The following is a 16048-nucleotide window of genomic DNA, read 5'->3' as shown; positions in this document are numbered from 1 at the left end:
TTGCACCTAATATGCATCAGCTCGCGTGTTTGACAATGTCAATAAAGTTACTACCCTACTTATAGTCATATGTTATTACGACCAAGGTGGGTTGATGAGTCCATTTGCAATGACGCTACGTGAGCTGCGCGCGACGAAAAGATTGCGCCAGTCCGAAGTTGCGGAACTGCTCGGCTATGAACAAACCTACATCTCGGCTTTGGAGGTCGGGATCAAGGGCCCTCCACCTGAAGTTTTTCTTGAACGCGCCGTACGCGTGTTCGATCTGGACGAGGCGTGGGAGAAGCGACTCCGAGAGGCGCACGTCGCATCTCAACGTCGCATCGTGATTCCCGCTGATGCCCCGGAAAGCGTCTATCGGATGGTGAATGAACTGAGACAGCAGATAGATCGGCTGCATCCGGCGCAAATCGAACTGATCCGAGTTGCCCTGAATTTCACGCAGGCAATCGCCGTTGAGCCGGCATCCACAGAGCGCCTTCGTCGGCGCATGAGCAATAAGGACCGAAAAGAAGAAGGTAAAAATTGAAACGGGACAGGCCTTGTGAACCTGTCCCGTTTTTGTTTTGTAGTAGTAAAGCTACACCGTGGCCACTCTCGGAGCGACTATGCCCCCCCCTGAGGGTTTCAACGCTGTTTCGTTCTCAGGCTCGATGGCGCTAGGGATTAAGCCATTTTGATGACGTAGCTACGTCCGAAATTGGACGTTCATCGCGGCATGAACAGCCGAACCGAATACTCGGAGGCGTGCCAATGGAACTTGCTGAGCAGATCGAGCGGGATATCGGCACATTGGTCGACAAGCATCGACGTGCCGCACTCGAAAGTCCGTCCAGAAAAGAAACGCTGCTGCACTGGCTGGCCACCATCGACACGCCAACTAGCACGTTGAAAAAGCGTCGACGTGTAATGACGTGGGACAAGCTCAACACACGTATCCAGCAGGGATACGGCATGGGACATGGTGCTGACTATCAGCCATGGCTGACCCTCCGTCGCAAAAATTCGTCTCGTGAATCCAATCAAGTTGCAGCACACCTTCATCCGCTGCATCGACCAGGATATTTCTTTTCCCGAGGGGAATATCAGATCGCGCTCTTACTCCTATGGCTGGGGATTCATGATCTCCGGGAGCAGTACCCCCTTTGGCCAATTGCTCATCCTCATCCGTTGTATGGTGCCCCGGGAACAGATGGGCTACAGCTCGGCTACTGTACCGGTCTCCTTGACATTGCGGCGGAAGCGGGGATTGAGCACGGTCACTTCCCGGGAACCGATATTCCCTATGTTGCCACGATCGACTTTCTCGTCACCGTCCGAGACGGCAGCGACTTTGACCTAGTTGCAATTTCCTGCAAACCGATCGAGGATCCGGCTCAAGAGGTTAAGTGGCGAACTCTCGAACGCTTGGAGCTTGAGCGACGCTATGCCGAACGCAACGGAATCCGCTATCTCATTATCAGTTCGCGTTTCGTCCCAATTTTGATGGCGGGACAACTGGAATGGTGCATGGAGCGCGCCAGTCTCGCCGACACCCCACACCTCGCCCAAAGCGTTCTCGGATTTTCTCGCGAATTCACATCCGCGCCGAATCTGGCTGTCTCCGACGCCGTTGCTCGCGCCTCCGAGAGCCAACAGCTGTCTCTGGAAGAAGGCTGGGCCGTTTTTCGTCATTGCGCCTGGACTCAGGCGATCGACATTGATCTTTCTACCCCGCTGTTGACCTCCTACCCTGCGCGTAGAAGTGGTCGGACGCTACGCGAACGTCTGCGGCGCTCACTCTTCGAAGGGAGGGCAAAATGAAGGCTGTCGGTGTCGGCTTCATTTTCAGGGCGCAGCAGGACTCCGCCCCACTTTGCCGCGGCCTGTATCGAGTCATCGACAAGTTGGGCGTCAGCGATAGCCCGGATTGTCCCCTCGTGATCATCCAAATTCCCGAGCCACCTCCACCACGGGAGATTGGAAAGAAGCAGCCAAGCTACTACGCAAAGGGATTCCAATACATACGCCTAGATACTCTGAACGGCCTACTAGACGAATGGAAGGTACACGAGTCAGAGGGGCCGCCAATCCTGCCATGGTGGGGAAAGTCGGATGCAGAGTTGCTGGCCTCTTGTCCGAGAAGGCGGTGGGTAAAAATCGGCGAAGAATGGGCCGCTCCTGAGGTTCAAAAGCGGGAGATGAAATGGCACCTGATCGAGCCGCTAGTTGCCATGGCAGAAGCGGGGACGGTGCCATGTATTGCCGAACTGGATGCACACGTTCCCGCGCGAGCACGAGAAGCCCAGGTCGGGGCCAACAAGATTTACGATGCGCTGCATCGCTACTACGCCTTCGGCCAGAACAAGGATGCCTTGCTTCCCAACACTCCCAATAGTGGGGGCAAAGGCAAGCCGCGCTTTGGAAAAAACGGCGTTCGACTGGGCGCCCCCAACCAGGCAAAAAAAGTCGGAAATAGCGAGTTGGCGGGAAAGATCTGCGATGAGCAGGACCGCCAGAACATTCGTGATGGTTACTTCATATTCGCCCGGCACGGGGTGTCAAAAAGCGATCAATTCATTGCTTTCAGTTCGACCTTTTACAGCGATGGTTACAAGAATGAGAATGGCCGCCGGCTTCCGCTTCTCCTGCCGGCACACCAGCGTCCCACCGCGCGCGAGTTCTTCTGCCATGGACCAGATAGTTCGGACCGCGAGGCGACTTTAGCCCGGATGATGGGGGAAGGTGAGTGGGCAAAAAACTTCCGACCGCTTGTTGGTTCGGCGCGCGACGGTATACATGCGGTCGGACAGGTCGGATCGATAGATGCCTCGCCGATCGACGTAAATCTGGTGGCTTGCTTCGACAGCACCCGCCCAATCGGTGTGCCGCGTGGTCTCTTTGTTCGCGAAGCCTTATTCGGCCTTTGGTGCGGCGCACATAACGTCATTGGCAGCCCCAGCACAGCAGACGCCAACCTGACCATTCTGCGGGCGGCACTCAGCAAAGAGAAAGTCCTCAATCGACTCGGGCTAACCGACATTCCCCCAGACGATTTTCCCGGCCTGCTTTTCACTCGCCTGCTATCCGACAACGGGGAACTTCGTGCAATAGGAGGAATAGAAGCATGTGCGAAGAAAGTCCGTGTCTCGATCGAGTTCGTCGAAAGCGGGCGAGCCGACAGAAACTCACCGTCAGAAGGCGGTCATCACGCGCGGCACGCGGGAATCGATCACAAGCTGCCCGGAACAACCTACGGTCGGCTACCGAAACGCGGCGAGACGCTACCAATCCGCAATGCGCTCCTGTCTTTGTTCGGTTACGAACGTTTGTTGTGGCAATGGATGCATTGGGCCAACACCAAACAGCGAGTACCGCATCTGGTTCCGACCGAGATGAAGCGCGCGCTGGCAGGACAGGCTTACAACCCCACCCGAATTGAAATCTATCGATGGGCCGAGAGAGAAGGATACGTCAATAAGCGGCCGGTCAACGAACTGTATCTGCGCTCTAATCTCCTTCCTACTTACACAGCAAGTGTCCAGCGGAACGGGCTGGTCCTTCATCGGCCAAGCTCCGAAAATCGTGTTGAACTGCTCAACGATGCGCTTTTCAGCAGTGATTACATCGAGCAGTCGTGTCTGTATCACAACTTCGCATTCAACGAGCCCCGGCACGTGGAAGTGAGAGTCGACCCAGACGACCTTTCTGAGATTCTTCTTGTTGATGCGCAGGGGATTCATACGATTCCCAATATCTCCCGCGACGTAATCCTTGTACGTGAGTATTACGTTGCGGACTTGATTGCGAGCAATGAAGCGAATCGATTGAATCGGGTCGAAACGAAGTCCGAGGATGATCAGGCACTGTCTGACCAAAGAATGTCCAGGATGACCGAGGTCGAAGAGGCTCGGGCAAGACAGAAGAAAACAAAAGCAACAGGCCGTCCACCTGGAGCCAAAGTTTCGCGAGAGAGCGTGCGCGAAAACCAGCGACAGGAAAAGCGTGCGCAACTCGACGAAGCCACAAGACGAGCCGCAAGCCTAGCTACTGCACCAACCACGGGATGGCGGCAGAGTGATCCCAATGCAGCCGGGCAGTCAGCGAGTAACGTCGTTTCGATCAGTTCATCATCAAAACTGAAAAATGCACTGAGTGAGCGACTAACAAAGTTTCAGAATACGGGGCGCTGACTCATGTCGATAGAACTCGGACAATTCACCGACGAGAGTCATCCGCTCTTGTCTCCCTTGGCCGCGGCGCTCCGGGTGGACGATATCTTGCCCCGCATCCGGTATTCGCCGCTCGATGGAATCGATGTGACGAACCTGAGCAACGGCGAGCGTCACGTCTTGCTCGACCTTATGCAGGAACGACTGTTCGAGCCCACAACAGCCACTTTGGAATTGACGACCAGGCTGTTCCGCATGATTCGTCGCGGTTACTTATCGAGAGACCCGCGGCAGTTAAGCGTACGAAAAGAGACGATGGCATTGGCCAGATGCGGCGGCAAGCAGCTGTCCGAGCTTCCGTCATTTGACACCTACGCCCAATGCATCCGCGTGTCCGGAGAGACGGGAACGGGGAAAAGCTACGAAATTAAGAATGCGCTTCGACAACTGCCGCAGTGCATCGTGCACCCGGAAAACAAGGCAGCTGGCTGGTCGCACCTTGTACAACTAGTGTGGTTGTATGTCCCCATGTCGCATGACGGAACTCTTGGCGGACTCTTGCTTAATATTCTCTGCGCAATCGACGAAGCAATCGGAACAAGCTATTCGACGCAACCGTCTCTAATCCGTCTGAGCAACGAGAAACTCGCCGTCCACGTTGGCATCATTCTCAGAATTCATGCAGTTGGCGTTCTGGTAATTGACGAACTTCAACAGCGCAATTTCTCCGGAATGGCGCATGGAGGTCTGGCTGCGCTGTTCTTTCTCCGTCTGCTGAACTTTGGGATACCGATAGTACTGATGGGCAATCCGTATGGCCTCGGAGCGCTGGATCGCTATTCTCAGGATGTTCGACGGACGAGTTCTGCCGGATCGTTCGACTTCGAGCCTATCGGGCTGGATGAGTTCGACTGGTACAAATGCATAGCACCGGGCGTCTGGCGCTACTACGTGCTTCCCAAGCCGATGACCTTTAGCGATGAAAGGGGTGAAATCCTCTTCAAATACAGCGGCGGGTTTCGCGACTATGCGTGCAGGATATGCCATTCCGCGCAACGGCTGGCGCTCGACTTGAATGAGTGTGCACTCACCGTGGAGCATCTCCAGCAGGCCTACGAGGGCGCTGATTTCTCGCCAAAGGATCGCGACCTCATCGAAGGTTTCGCCAATCAAGATCCGATGCGTCTGCTGGATTTCGAAGACGTTCGCTGTGAGCACTATGCCCGTAAATGGGGATTGGTACCGACCCGGGAGAAGGACGTTTCCCCAGAGCCAGCTGCCGAGCACTATGGCAGTAAGTTGCGTCAGCCTGCCGAACCAGAGTCAGAGCCCCGGAACCCAGCTGGTCAAGCAAAGAGCCCCCATGCCCGAGAGCAGGCTATCGCAAAGCAAATCGCCACGAAACGAGCCAAAGCCGACAAAAAAAGAGCAGCGGTGAAAACTGAGTGCAGCGACGATGACCTTCGCAATGATGGGCTGAAGAAATTCCTGATCAATGGTTTCGATGCATTCCGAGACGTTGCCTAAACCACTCGCATAGAACGGAGCTCGCATGCGGCCAGCTTATGTAAGTAATCAATCCGCTTTTGTGGCCACAATGCCCCTCGGAAAAAGGCCGATTCTGCCGTTCTTCCCGATGTCGTTACCCGACGAATCCTTGGCGTCTCGAGTCACGCGATTCCACTTCGAACGTGGAAATGCAAAGACACGAGAGACTTACCAGGAGCTATTCGGCTCATCGCCATTCGCGCTGTCAAACTTGTTCCTGCCGCGAATCGAAGCGCTGGCACAACGGTTGCCCGGTAACCCACATGCGAACGTAGAGAAACTAATTCACGAAGGCACATTGCTTCCTATTGCTCGGCTCTTCACCGCCAGCACGACAACTTGGGCTTCGGCTGATTACGTACGACGGAGTGTGGGCGAATCGGGCTCAACGCGAATCTGTCTCCAATGTATCAAGGAAGATGTAAGCCAATTCGAAACGGTTTATCTTCACCGGTCACATCAAATTCCAGCTGTGACAGCCTGTTGGAAGCACGGGTGGAGACTGCTGGATCATTGCCCAGAATGCGGCTGCCCAATCGAATCACCGAAAGATCTGACACTCGCCCCCTGGCTAGGGTGCTATTGCGGATACCGATTCGAGCTAGCGGAGCAAGAGCCGTCAGACTATGTGGCATCCAGTAAAGAAAATGATATCGCGAGGTTTGCGAGCCTTGTCTTGACCCATGTACCGGAGAGGATGCTCGCGGAGAACCTACCCCGGGTCCTCCGCGACAGGGCTCTCGAGATGGGATTTCGCTGGGGCAAGGAGAAAGTCGACCGGAAAAGTCTTAAAGCAGCAATGGAGTCCCATTATTCACCGACACTCTTGGCCCGACTGGATCGAGCGTACGCGACGGCAAAGACAAAGAACTGGTTCAACTTTCTCGGATTGACGAAAGAGGCTATCGAGGGGCCGTTTAACCGAAATTTATTGCTCGCAAACTATCTGTTTCAAGATGCAGAAGCGTTTCTGGCAAAGCTAGCCGAGATTGAAACACAGGGCCCGTTTGTAGCCGCCGTAGAGATATCCCCCCATGACATGCACTCTCCCAGTCAGATGAATCGCACCACCAACGGCGTGAACGTTCTCATTGAACGACTGACGTCGATCGCGATAGCCGAAAATCTCGAGATCAGTGATTTGTGGCGCGACTACTATGGCGCCATGAAGCGAATTGCCGTCTCCGGGTCGAAAGCAGGCATTGAAGCCTTGAAGAAAGCGATTGAGCAGAATGGCATGAAGTCCGCCAAGAAACACGGGCGGTCGTCGGCTAAGAAGGTTCATCCGAAAGATGCTGATTGGGCAGAGGAGATCAAGAAGACTGCCTCTCGTCTCTTTAGCGAGCCCGGCCGGCCGACGCGAATTTCAATTGCATCGTTGGTTAGAAATACGAAATTTCAGCCAGCCACTTGGCCGGATGCCATCAGCTTCCCGCTTACCCGCGCCGCGTGCGCGACATTACAGGAGTCGCAGTGGCATTTCTATGCACGGCGCGTCATGTGGGCGATGGCCCGCTATCACGGGAAGGCGGTCGCCAGAAGCCTCATTACCGAAGATGCTGGGCTCGAACATCACCGTGCGACTGACGTCTATCACTATCTCGTTTCGTCGGCCATTGTTCCGATTGCCCCTTTTGTGAAGCAACTCGAGGCAAAGGGGATTGCTCGGGACTGGTCAGGCCCTTGCCCGGAAAAGGTGTATCGTAAAGCGGGACGCGGCTATCAAAAGACAGGGGTAATAACCGCTTATGCTCCACCGGACTTCACCGGGAAGACGTGAGCGGAAGCTACGGTTGCGAAGTTCATGGGAGCCGGCCTCGGCCTCTTCGACAATCACCCAATCAACCTGCCGTCGTTGGTTGAAGGGGAGTCCTTGTACTCTTGGTGCGCGAGGTATCACCGGCTAAGTGGGAATGCGATTGCAGGACATTCTTGTGCCCAATTATTTGGAGCCCATCGTCCTGCGCTAAAGCATGATTTCCCAAGGAATCTGTCGGAGCTTTGCAACAGAACTCGTAACTGTTTAGGTGCCCCAGAAACGTTGGCATTGGAACGAACGCTGCTGGGATACTATGCGCCATTCATTCCCCCACCACGTTACCAGCGGGCGTTGGAGGCTCTTTGTGGTCAGCGAATGGCGGAGCCCAAGCACCTGCTCGGGTTGATGGCCAGTCGAGTCGGTGCGTCACATCCCCTAAAGGCATGTCCCGAGTGCATACAACACGACTTGGATGAATTGGGGTTTTCTCGATGGATTCTGGAGCATCAGTGGCCCTCTGTTTGGATTTGCCGGCGCCACGGCACCCCGCTCCAGCGCCTGGCAGGTCACTTGCAGCCACGCGAACTTCGGGCTTGGACGATGCCGGAGGACCATTCCGATGGCGAATGGGAACGTCTGCCGGAACTCAGAGCAACTTCAATCGAAAAGCTGGCACACATTGCTTCGATAAGCGCGAGCATTGCGCAGATCTCAGCAATTTTTGATGACGACCGACTGAGGATTGCATATCGACTGGGTGCACGAGATCGGGGATGTGCCGCGTTTGACGGGTCACTCCGCACGTTGACGATGACGCGACACCTTACAGCCGATTACGGTGAACTCGTGGCCCTGCCAGCGTTCAGTTTTCTGGCCGATGCGGACCCCAATGGTGCAGGTGTCATTGGTTTGTTGACACGACGCTTTCCTGGGCTGCACCACCCAGTAAAGCATGCTGTGCTGATCGCGTTCCTGTTTGACTCGGTGGCACATTTCATCGACGCGTATCGAGCTGCTACGGTGACAGACATTTCCAACGAGGCCGACGCCGTGGCTGGAAACTTCCGCAAGGCTTTGCGACGGCTCGTGGAGTTCGAGAAATGGTCAGTGTCTCGTGCGGCCAAAGCAACGGGGATACCGCTGTGCCAAGCATGCAGGTGGCTGGATTCGGTCGGCGTGCCATATGGCCATCGGCCTCGAATTCTGACCGACCAAGCCAAAGCGCTGCTCAGTAGCATGCTGATTGCCGGCGACGATTACGGGCAGATCGCTGAGAAAACGGGTTTGAAGAAGAGCCTTGTCCGAGCATTCGCAGCCTCAAATCAGCTCTTGCGGGATGCCTGGAGGGTGAGGCGATTTGAACGGCTTCGTGATCACCATAGAGCTCATGCCCTGGAGTTGTTCAATACCATGCAAGGGGCGTCAATCAAGACATTGAAGTCAGTAGAGGGGAATGGATTGGCGTGGTTGGAACGCCATGATCGAGAATGGCTAGCGAAGGTCACTCCCACCCTTTGAGTATCTTGAAATCCGACCTCTACACGAGCTCCCTCAGCCGTCTACTAACCAATAGTTTCTTGAACGCTAGCAAAATTAGTTAGTTACATTTCTACGCCGCATTGAGAAATTTAACCAATTGAACCGATAGTCTGAAACCACGACTACAAGTGTATGATCTTCCATGCTTTCAATAATGTATTGTGCGGTAACAAGGAAGCAATAGAGTCTGTCGGCTAAGAATAAAGTCTGTCAGACCGTAAATGATCAAAGCCCGGCGAATGCCGGGCTTTGTGTTTCTGGCGCAGTGGTGTTCAACCCTAGCAGCCATTGCGCAACCGAAATCCTAGCGACCCTTCAAGGGCACTGACGGGCTATCGCCTTCTTTCTCACGGGGGGCAAGCGCCTGCTTTACCACGAGAAATCGTCCGGGATCTTGTAGTCGGCGTAGGGGTCGTCTCCCTCCACCTCGGTACTGGGCTTGTTAACCCGCACGACGATGGAGGCGTCCCGCTCGGCAATCTTGTCGGCGACCACCTTGGGTACCAGTTCGAAGGATGCTCCCTGGCGGACGATCACCAGGCGCCCGGCGGTCAGATGGGCCTGAACCGCGGCCGACACGTACAGCCGTTCGATCTTGTTGCCGTAGGTGAAGTTATAGGCGATGTCACCGCCGCCCTTGCTCTGCCGGCTCTGCTGCACCATCTGGGCAATCTGCGCCGCAACGGCATTCTGGGCGGCGGCGGCCGCGCGCTGGGCATTGAGCTCGCGGGCGCGCTCGGCATTCTTGCGCTGGGCTTCCTGGGCCGCCAGGCGCACGTCATCAACCGCCTGCACGCCGGTGCGGCGCTCGTCCTTCTTCTGCTTGCTCTTTTCGTGGTTGGCCTGTTTGACCTTCTTTTGGCTAACGAGGCCGGCTTTCAAAAACTGATCTTGCAAAGAGGCCATAGGTGCCGCTTCCTGACGTGGGTTAGGCTGAAAAGGTCAGCCGGAAAAGGCCGCTAGCTTAGCAAAAGTGTGGCCCACGCCGCTCCTCAGGCGAAGGCGGGGCGCCCGCCAGCTCAGTGCAAGGTCACTGCGGGCCGCGGGTGGAAGACAGCCTGGATGATTTTAATGAGAGGGGCGTTCACTCATAGCGGTCGGCACAGTGACGCATCCGCATACAACTGGATTTGGCGCACGTTGGTCATGAGCACGCTGCCCACATCCAATTTCAAGGGCAGCCCATACCGGCATCGAGCGGGAGCCATTCAAAAGAAGAAGGCCCAATCCAGGAATCAGGCCTTTTGTGGACGAGCCTCCGGTCGGGGCGGGCAACTTCGAACTCAGTAGGCCGGCTTGTCGCTGAATGCCTTTAGGTTGGCTTTCAAGGCGGGACTCATCGGCATGGCCAGATTGACGCCCTTGGGCGGAATCGGTCGTTCGAACCATTTCGTGTAGAGCCGGGCGAACTCGCCGGAACGCATCAGACGCTTCAGGGCGTCGTCCACCAGCGCCTTGAACTGGGGGTCGTCCTTGCGCACCATGCAGCCGTAAGGTTCGATCTGCAGCCCATCGCCCACTACGGCGAACTCGCCCGGATTGTGGGCATTGGCCCGCAAGCCGAAGAGCAGGATGTCATCCAGGGCCAGGGCGGCCGCGCTTCCGTTTTCCAGCAATTGAAACGCCTCGGCATAATCTTTTCCGGTGGTGATTTTCAGATTGAGATTATGGGAATCGCCATAGGCGCGAATCACTTTTTCATTGGTGCTTCCGGCTGCAGTCGCCACCGTTTTGTTGGTCAGATCGGAATAATCCTTTACACCCGAATCATTTTTCGTCAAAAGCCGGGTGCCGGCATAAAAATAACTTACCGAAAACGCAACCTCCTTACCCCGGGCAGAGGTATTGGTCGTCGACCCGCACTCCAGATCGTAGGTGCCATTGACCAAGAGCGGAATACGGTTCTGACCCGTGACGGGAATGTAGGCCACCTCCAGGTACGGCCGCTTCAGCCAAGCACGCACGTCATCGAGAATGGCCTCGGTCAACTCCACGGAAAAGCCCACGGCCTTGCGTGGTCCCAGCAGGTAACTGAAAGGAACCGCAGCTTCCCGGTAACCCACGGTTATTTTATTTTCCGCCGCGACTTTATGTAGCGTCTGCGCCACGACACAAGTCGGAAAGGCAATCATGCCGCCAATTACCAAGGCACTGGCAGCAAACGAAATGGTTTTCATGGCATCCCCCGTTGTTCTTGGAAAATTCACAGCGCACTGAAAGTCTAGGTGCGGGGCGAACAAAGTCAAAAACCTTGCGGGGCTTAAAAAAACAAAATAAAAATCGCTTTTAACTTGCCACTCATCTCCAGCAATGAACGGCCAATGCACCAAAACCGTGCCATATCTGTAAAGACGTTCGACCGTGCGTTTGGCTTTGGCACCACAACAGTGCCCAGCGCATACGGAAGCATCCCTCCATGTTGTTAATTTCCTTCCTGGATCAATGCGTTAGGCAGAACGCCCAAAGATGGAACGGCACTTGCTCATCGTCCGACTAGAAAAATAAACACTTTCCAATAGAGGACAACATGCTGAAAAGCGACGCAATGCAACTTTCCGCCAGCGAGCGAGGTTGGCTGCCCTGGCTGGGCAAGACCGGCAAACTGGCCATGGGCTGGGCGACCCGGGTCAACCGGGACCGCTACCCGGTGCTGGAGCAGGCCTTCGAGGGCTTCGCCGCAACCCGGATGCGCATCCTGCAATCCTGGGCGGAACAGGTCTGGGACCAGCTCGACGCCCTGTCCCGGGAGGTCGAACAGGCATTCCCCGGCGTACCGGCCAGCCTGCTCGCCGACCAGCAGAAGCTGCTACGCGACGCCAGCGAGATCGCCGTGATCGGCGCCGACGGCACGGTGCTGACCTCGACCCGCGCCGAGCGTGTCGGCGCCCGGGACCTGCCCCCCAAGGCGGTGGCGGCGGGACTGGCCGGCCGCTTCCTGCACGGCCCTTACGTGGATCCGGTAACCCGCGCCTTGGGGCCGTCCACCTCGGCCTTTCACGACGGCGTGACCCTGATGTTCTACCGCCCCCTGGCGGTGGCCGGGGGCAAGGCCGCCCTGCTGGCCCGGGTGCCCAACGACGTGGTGGGCGACCTGATCCAGCGCGAGGCCGGGCACATCTTCCACGAGTCCGGGGACAACTACCTGTTCATGGTCCAGTCCCGCTTCGATCCAACGATCAAGCCGGGCACCGCCCTGTCCCGCTCGCGCTTCGAGGACAGCACCTTCTCCCTGGGCGACAACCTCAAGCAGGGGGTGCGCACCGACTTCGGCACGGTGCAGATCCGCGAGCACACCGAATTCGAAGTGATCTTCAACGACCCGGCCACCGGCCAGCTCCACCCCGGGGTGCGGGAGACCATCCGCCAGGGACAGAACCTGTTCGTCACCTACCCGGGCTATTCGGACTACCGGCACATCCCGGTAATCGGCAAGGGGGTCACGTTCACCATGCCCGGCTCCCCGGACACCTGGGGGATGATGTGCGAGGCCGACCTGGAAGAGGTGTACCGCTACCGCAGCCTGGGCTACCAGCTATCGCGCCTGTACCTGGCCATGACCCTGGGGGTGTGGGGCGCCGGCGCCGCCATCCACGGCCTCACCGACCTGCCCTTTGCCGCCGTGGCGCTCGGCCAACTAGCCCTGGTGCTGGGTGGTGCCTTCCTCTTCAAGCACCTGGGGGCGGCCGCACTGTCGCACCGGCTGCGCGACACCAGCCGGGTGCTGCGCACCATCGCCGAGGGGGGCGGCAACCTGGCGGAGCGCCTGCCCCGCCCGGAGGGCCGGGGCGACGAGGCGACGGTGATCGCCCAGTGGATCAACAGCCTGATCGACAACCTGGAGCAGTTGATCGGCCGGGTGATCGCCACCAACCAGGAGATCGGCCGCGCCAACGCGGCCCTGCAGGGCACCAGCCGCAAGACCATGAGCGCCTCGGGACAGCTCCACGAGACCCTGGTGGACACCCTGGCCAGCGTGCGCCTGCAGGCCGAGGAGCTGGACGCCGCCAGCGCCGAGGTCGAAACCATGCGCGAGGCGGTGCACCAGGCCACCGCCGAGGCCCGCGAGCAATTCCAGCGGGTGGAGGCGCGTAGCGGCCAGATCCGCGATTCGGTGGGAGCCGCCACCCAGACCATCCGCCAGCTCAAGGACAGCGCCTCGGAAATCGGCCGCATCGTCACGGTGATCAACGACATCGCCAGCCAGACCAACCTGTTGGCGCTCAACGCAGCCATTGAGGCGGCCCGGGCCGGCGAGGCGGGTCGGGGCTTTGCCGTGGTGGCCGACGAGGTACGCAAGCTGGCCGACCGCACTGCCCAATCCACCCAGGAGATCGGCGGCATGATCGCCACGGTGCAGAACCGGGCCGAGGAGGCGGTGAGCACCATGGATTCGGGCATGGACGAGCTGGAAGAAGGCCTCAAGCTGGCCATGGACGCGGCCAGCGACAAGAAGGAGGTGCAGGACATTCTGGAACGCCTGTTCGCCACCATCGACGAACTGGCCGCCGCCACCCGCACCAACGGCAACCGCATCGAATCCATGGCCGAGAGCGCCGACTCGGTGCGCACGGCGATCCAGGAGGCTCACCGTAGTGCCGAACAGACCGGCGGCGCCGCCCAGGCGCTGAACCGGCTGATGGGCCAGTTCAAGGTCTCGGCGGTGCTGCGCTGAAGCACCGCCGGCGGCGGCAAGCGGGGTCAGCCGCCTCCACGCTACCCATCAAAAACAACACCCCCTGGAAAGGCGCGCCAAATGGCGTTCTCCAGGGGGTGTCCTCCGAAAGGCACGTCAGACGGGCCTCTCCGCAGGGGGCAGCCGGAGAGGCGCGCCCCGCTTAGGTTTCCAGCCGGCTTACTTGCCCAGGCTGGCCAGCTTCTTCTCGATACGGTCCAGGGGCACGGCGCCGGGAATGCGCTCGCCGTCGGTGAACACCAGGGTCGGCGTGCCACGGATGTTGTACTTCTGGCCCAGCTCGACGATCTTCTGCGTCGGGGTGGCGCAGTCGCCCTTACCGCTGGGGGCGCGGCCGTCGACCATCAGGTCGTTCCAGGCCTTGGCCTTGTCGGCGGAGCACCAGATCTGCTTGGCCTTATCCACCGAATCCTGGGACAGGATCGGGTAGAGGAAGGTGTAGATGGTGACGTTGTCGAGCTTCTGCAGGTCCTTGGCCAGGCGCTTGCAGTAGCCGCAGTTGGGGTCCTCGAAGGTCACCAGGGTGCGGCTGCCGTTGCCCTTGACCTGCTTCACCGCCGACTCCAGCGGCAGGTCGGCGAACTTGATGGCGTTGAGCTTGGCCATACGCGCCTCGGTCACGCTCTGGCGGGTCTTGGCGTCCACCAGGTTGCCGAAGACATAGGCGCTGCCCTTCTCGTCGGTGTAGAACAGGGTGCCGTCAGCGTAGACCTCGTAGAGGCCCAGGTAGCCACTCTTGGTGATGCTGTCGACCTTGATGTTGAGCTTGCTCTCCAGGTCGGCCTTGAGGCGGGCATGGCCGTCGTCGGCCGCCAGGGCGGCGCTACCGATCGCGGCGATGCCGGCGGACACGGCCAGGGCGGCCAGCAGGGCGAGGGGACGGCGGGAAAAACGCAGGGTCATAGGGGACTCCAGAAGAAAAGGGGCGCTCAGGTTTCCAGGGCGTAGCGGATCAGGCTGCTCTTGACCGGGCCCAACCGGTTGGTCAGGGACATGCCGGCGTTGCGCACCGCCCGCAGCAGGGGCATGGGTTCGCGGAACAGGCGGCGCAGGCCGTCGGTGACGGTCTGCAGCATCACCACCTCTTCCTTGCGGGCGCGCTGGTATCGGGCGAGGAAACGTTCGTCGCCCACATCCTGCCACGGCGAGGCGCCGGACAACAATTCGGCTAGGGCCCGGGCGTCCTGGAAGCCCAGGTTGATGCCGTGGCCCGAGAGCGGGTGAATGCCGTGGGCGGCGTCGCCGAGCAGGGCCAGGCGCGGCGCCACGGTGCGCGGCACGCGGATCAGGCGCAGGGGGAAGCCCACCGGCGGGGTGATCAGGGACAGCTCGCCGAGCACCCGGCCGCCGGCAGCCGCCACCGTGTCGCAGAAGGCCGCCGGCTCCAGGGCCAGCAGTTCCTTGGCGTGGGCGTCCGGGGTGGACCAGACGATCGACATGCGGTCGCCGGGCAGGGGCAGGTAGGCCAGCACCCCGTCGTCGCGGAACCACTGGTGGGCGACACCCAGGTGGGGACGGGAGATGTCGAAGTTGGCCACCACCCCGACCTCGTTGTAGGGCGTGGTGTGGGCCGGCAGTCCGGCCTGGCCGCGCAGCCAGGAATCGCGGCCGTCGGCGGCCACCAGCAGGCGGGCGGAGAGGGCGCGGCCGTCGTCCAGGGTGAGGTGGGCGGCCTGCTCGTTCCAGCGCACGGCGGCGGGGCGGGCCGGAGAATAAAGGGTCAGGTTGGCCTGGCGCAGGGCGGTCTGCCACAGCTCGTCGGCGATCAGGGACGATTCGGCGATCCAGGCCAGCTCCGGGACACCGGCTTCGTAAGCGGAAAAATCGAGCTGGCCGCCGGCGTCGCCGGCCACCGCCATGCGCTCCACCGGTGCCACCCGGGTGAGATCGAGCCGGTCCCACACGCCAAGCTGGCGCAGGAAGCGGGCGTTGGCCGGGCTCACCGCGTAGATCCGGGCGTCCCAGCCCTCGGTGGGCCGGCGCGGCGGCTGGGCCTCGACCAGGGCCACCTTGAGCCGGGCGTCCCGCAGCCCCACCGCCAGGCTCAGCCCGGCCAGGCCGCCGCCGACGATGAGCACGTCGAAATCAGGGGATTTTTCCTGGGACATCTTCCACACTCCAGATCGCTCGCCCGGACAAAACCAACAAAAAAGCCCGCTGGACACGCCAGCGGGCTTTTTGCGGGATTCTGGTGGTGATGGGCAGGATCGAACTGCCGACCTGCGGGTTATGAATCCGCCGCTCTAACCAGACTGAGCTACATCACCACGAAGGGCGCAAATAATAGGCAAAACGCCACTCGCCGTCAACAGATGCACTGTACAGGAATCGGCTATACTTGCGCAAATTGCTGTTTTT

The 16048-nt window shown here is 59.0% G+C and carries 11 protein-coding genes, 1 tRNA gene and 2 pseudogenes; 9 read left to right on the top strand and 5 right to left on the bottom strand.

Features of this window, described 5'->3' with window-relative positions:
- Positions 1 to 94: 94 nt before the first annotated feature.
- From OTERR_RS02250 to OTERR_RS16235, 8 genes and pseudogenes are all read left to right on the top strand, one after another.
- The gene (locus tag OTERR_RS02250) at positions 95 to 529 is read left to right on the top strand and encodes a helix-turn-helix domain-containing protein (protein WP_149424732.1); all 435 of its coding nucleotides are present in this window, start codon (positions 95 to 97) and stop codon (positions 527 to 529) included.
- Between the two features lie 224 nt (positions 530 to 753).
- Positions 754 to 1803: a TnsA endonuclease N-terminal domain-containing protein gene (locus OTERR_RS02245; RefSeq protein WP_149424731.1), complete on the top strand. Its 1050-nt coding sequence runs from the start codon at positions 754 to 756 to the stop codon at positions 1801 to 1803.
- The gene (locus tag OTERR_RS02240; RefSeq protein ID WP_149424730.1) at positions 1800 to 4172 is read left to right on the top strand and encodes a hypothetical protein; all 2373 of its coding nucleotides are present in this window, start codon (positions 1800 to 1802) and stop codon (positions 4170 to 4172) included. Before OTERR_RS02245 ends, OTERR_RS02240 begins: the two co-directional genes overlap by 4 nt.
- Positions 4173 to 4175: 3 nt before the next feature.
- Positions 4176 to 5678: an AAA family ATPase gene (locus OTERR_RS02235; RefSeq protein WP_149424729.1), complete on the top strand. Its 1503-nt coding sequence runs from the start codon at positions 4176 to 4178 to the stop codon at positions 5676 to 5678.
- A gap of 25 nt (positions 5679 to 5703) precedes the next feature.
- Positions 5704 to 6144: pseudogene (locus OTERR_RS16685) on the top strand (TniQ family protein); the annotation flags it as partial.
- Between the two features lie 300 nt (positions 6145 to 6444).
- Positions 6445 to 7479 (top strand): hypothetical protein, encoded by a 1035-nt coding sequence (locus OTERR_RS16240; protein WP_246154274.1) that lies wholly within the window; start codon positions 6445 to 6447, stop codon positions 7477 to 7479.
- 24 nt (positions 7480 to 7503) lie between these two features.
- Positions 7504 to 7950: pseudogene (locus tag OTERR_RS16680) on the top strand (TniQ family protein); the annotation flags it as partial.
- Between the two features lie 108 nt (positions 7951 to 8058).
- Positions 8059 to 8976 carry a TnsD family Tn7-like transposition protein gene (locus OTERR_RS16235; protein WP_246154272.1) on the top strand — a complete coding sequence of 306 codons (918 nt, stop codon included), beginning with the start codon at positions 8059 to 8061 and terminating at the stop codon, positions 8974 to 8976.
- Positions 8977 to 9366: 390 nt separating this feature from the next.
- Here the strand turns inward: OTERR_RS16235 and OTERR_RS02220 are convergent, their stop codons facing one another.
- Both OTERR_RS02220 and OTERR_RS02215 read right to left on the bottom strand, forming a co-directional pair.
- Entirely contained in the window at positions 9367 to 9903 is a 537-nt protein-coding gene (locus OTERR_RS02220; protein ID WP_149424726.1) for a DUF2058 domain-containing protein, read from the bottom strand.
- A 377-nt stretch (positions 9904 to 10280) separates the two neighbouring features.
- Positions 10281 to 11174, bottom strand: a complete 894-nt coding sequence (locus OTERR_RS02215) for a transporter substrate-binding domain-containing protein (protein WP_149424725.1) — start codon at positions 11172 to 11174, stop codon at positions 10281 to 10283.
- A 350-nt stretch (positions 11175 to 11524) separates the two neighbouring features.
- Between OTERR_RS02215 and OTERR_RS16510 the strand changes: the two genes are divergently transcribed.
- Complete coding sequence (locus OTERR_RS16510) at positions 11525 to 13669, top strand: methyl-accepting chemotaxis protein (RefSeq protein ID WP_149424724.1); 2145 nt, start codon at positions 11525 to 11527, stop codon at positions 13667 to 13669.
- 180 nt (positions 13670 to 13849) lie between these two features.
- On the opposite strand, the gene OTERR_RS02205 is transcribed toward OTERR_RS16510, so the two are convergent.
- From OTERR_RS02205 to OTERR_RS02195, 3 genes are all read right to left on the bottom strand, one after another.
- Complete coding sequence (locus OTERR_RS02205) at positions 13850 to 14593, bottom strand: DsbC family protein (protein ID WP_149424723.1); 744 nt, start codon at positions 14591 to 14593, stop codon at positions 13850 to 13852.
- A 26-nt stretch (positions 14594 to 14619) separates the two neighbouring features.
- Positions 14620 to 15798 carry a UbiH/UbiF family hydroxylase gene (locus OTERR_RS02200; RefSeq protein ID WP_149424722.1) on the bottom strand — a complete coding sequence of 393 codons (1179 nt, stop codon included), beginning with the start codon at positions 15796 to 15798 and terminating at the stop codon, positions 14620 to 14622.
- Positions 15799 to 15879: 81 nt separating this feature from the next.
- Positions 15880 to 15957 (bottom strand) — tRNA-Met (locus tag OTERR_RS02195).
- Positions 15958 to 16048: the final 91 nt, after the last annotated feature.

It is taken from the genome of Oryzomicrobium terrae (assembly GCF_008274805.1).
GTDB classification, from domain to species: Bacteria; Pseudomonadota; Gammaproteobacteria; order Burkholderiales; family Rhodocyclaceae; genus Oryzomicrobium; species Oryzomicrobium terrae.
This window is presented reverse-complemented; position numbering and strand designations above follow the sequence as displayed.

What these genes read in the sequence shown, in the direction of transcription:
- OTERR_RS02215 (WP_149424725.1), bottom strand. Translation starts at nt 11,174, where the DNA reads ATGAAAACCATTTCGTTTGCTGCCAGTGCCTTGGTAATTGGCGGCATG.
- OTERR_RS02235 (WP_149424729.1), top strand. Translation starts at nt 4,176, where the DNA reads ATGTCGATAGAACTCGGACAATTCACCGACGAGAGTCATCCGCTCTTG.
- OTERR_RS02240 (WP_149424730.1), top strand. Translation starts at nt 1,800, where the DNA reads ATGAAGGCTGTCGGTGTCGGCTTCATTTTCAGGGCGCAGCAGGACTCC.
- OTERR_RS02250 (WP_149424732.1), top strand. Translation starts at nt 95, where the DNA reads ATGAGTCCATTTGCAATGACGCTACGTGAGCTGCGCGCGACGAAAAGA.
- OTERR_RS02200 (WP_149424722.1), bottom strand. Translation starts at nt 15,798, where the DNA reads ATGTCCCAGGAAAAATCCCCTGATTTCGACGTGCTCATCGTCGGCGGC.
- OTERR_RS02220 (WP_149424726.1), bottom strand. Translation starts at nt 9,903, where the DNA reads ATGGCCTCTTTGCAAGATCAGTTTTTGAAAGCCGGCCTCGTTAGCCAA.
- OTERR_RS16510 (WP_149424724.1), top strand. Translation starts at nt 11,525, where the DNA reads ATGCTGAAAAGCGACGCAATGCAACTTTCCGCCAGCGAGCGAGGTTGG.
- OTERR_RS16235 (WP_246154272.1), top strand. Translation starts at nt 8,059, where the DNA reads ATGCCGGAGGACCATTCCGATGGCGAATGGGAACGTCTGCCGGAACTC.
- OTERR_RS02205 (WP_149424723.1), bottom strand. Translation starts at nt 14,593, where the DNA reads ATGACCCTGCGTTTTTCCCGCCGTCCCCTCGCCCTGCTGGCCGCCCTG.
- OTERR_RS16240 (WP_246154274.1), top strand. Translation starts at nt 6,445, where the DNA reads ATGGGATTTCGCTGGGGCAAGGAGAAAGTCGACCGGAAAAGTCTTAAA.
- OTERR_RS02245 (WP_149424731.1), top strand. Translation starts at nt 754, where the DNA reads ATGGAACTTGCTGAGCAGATCGAGCGGGATATCGGCACATTGGTCGAC.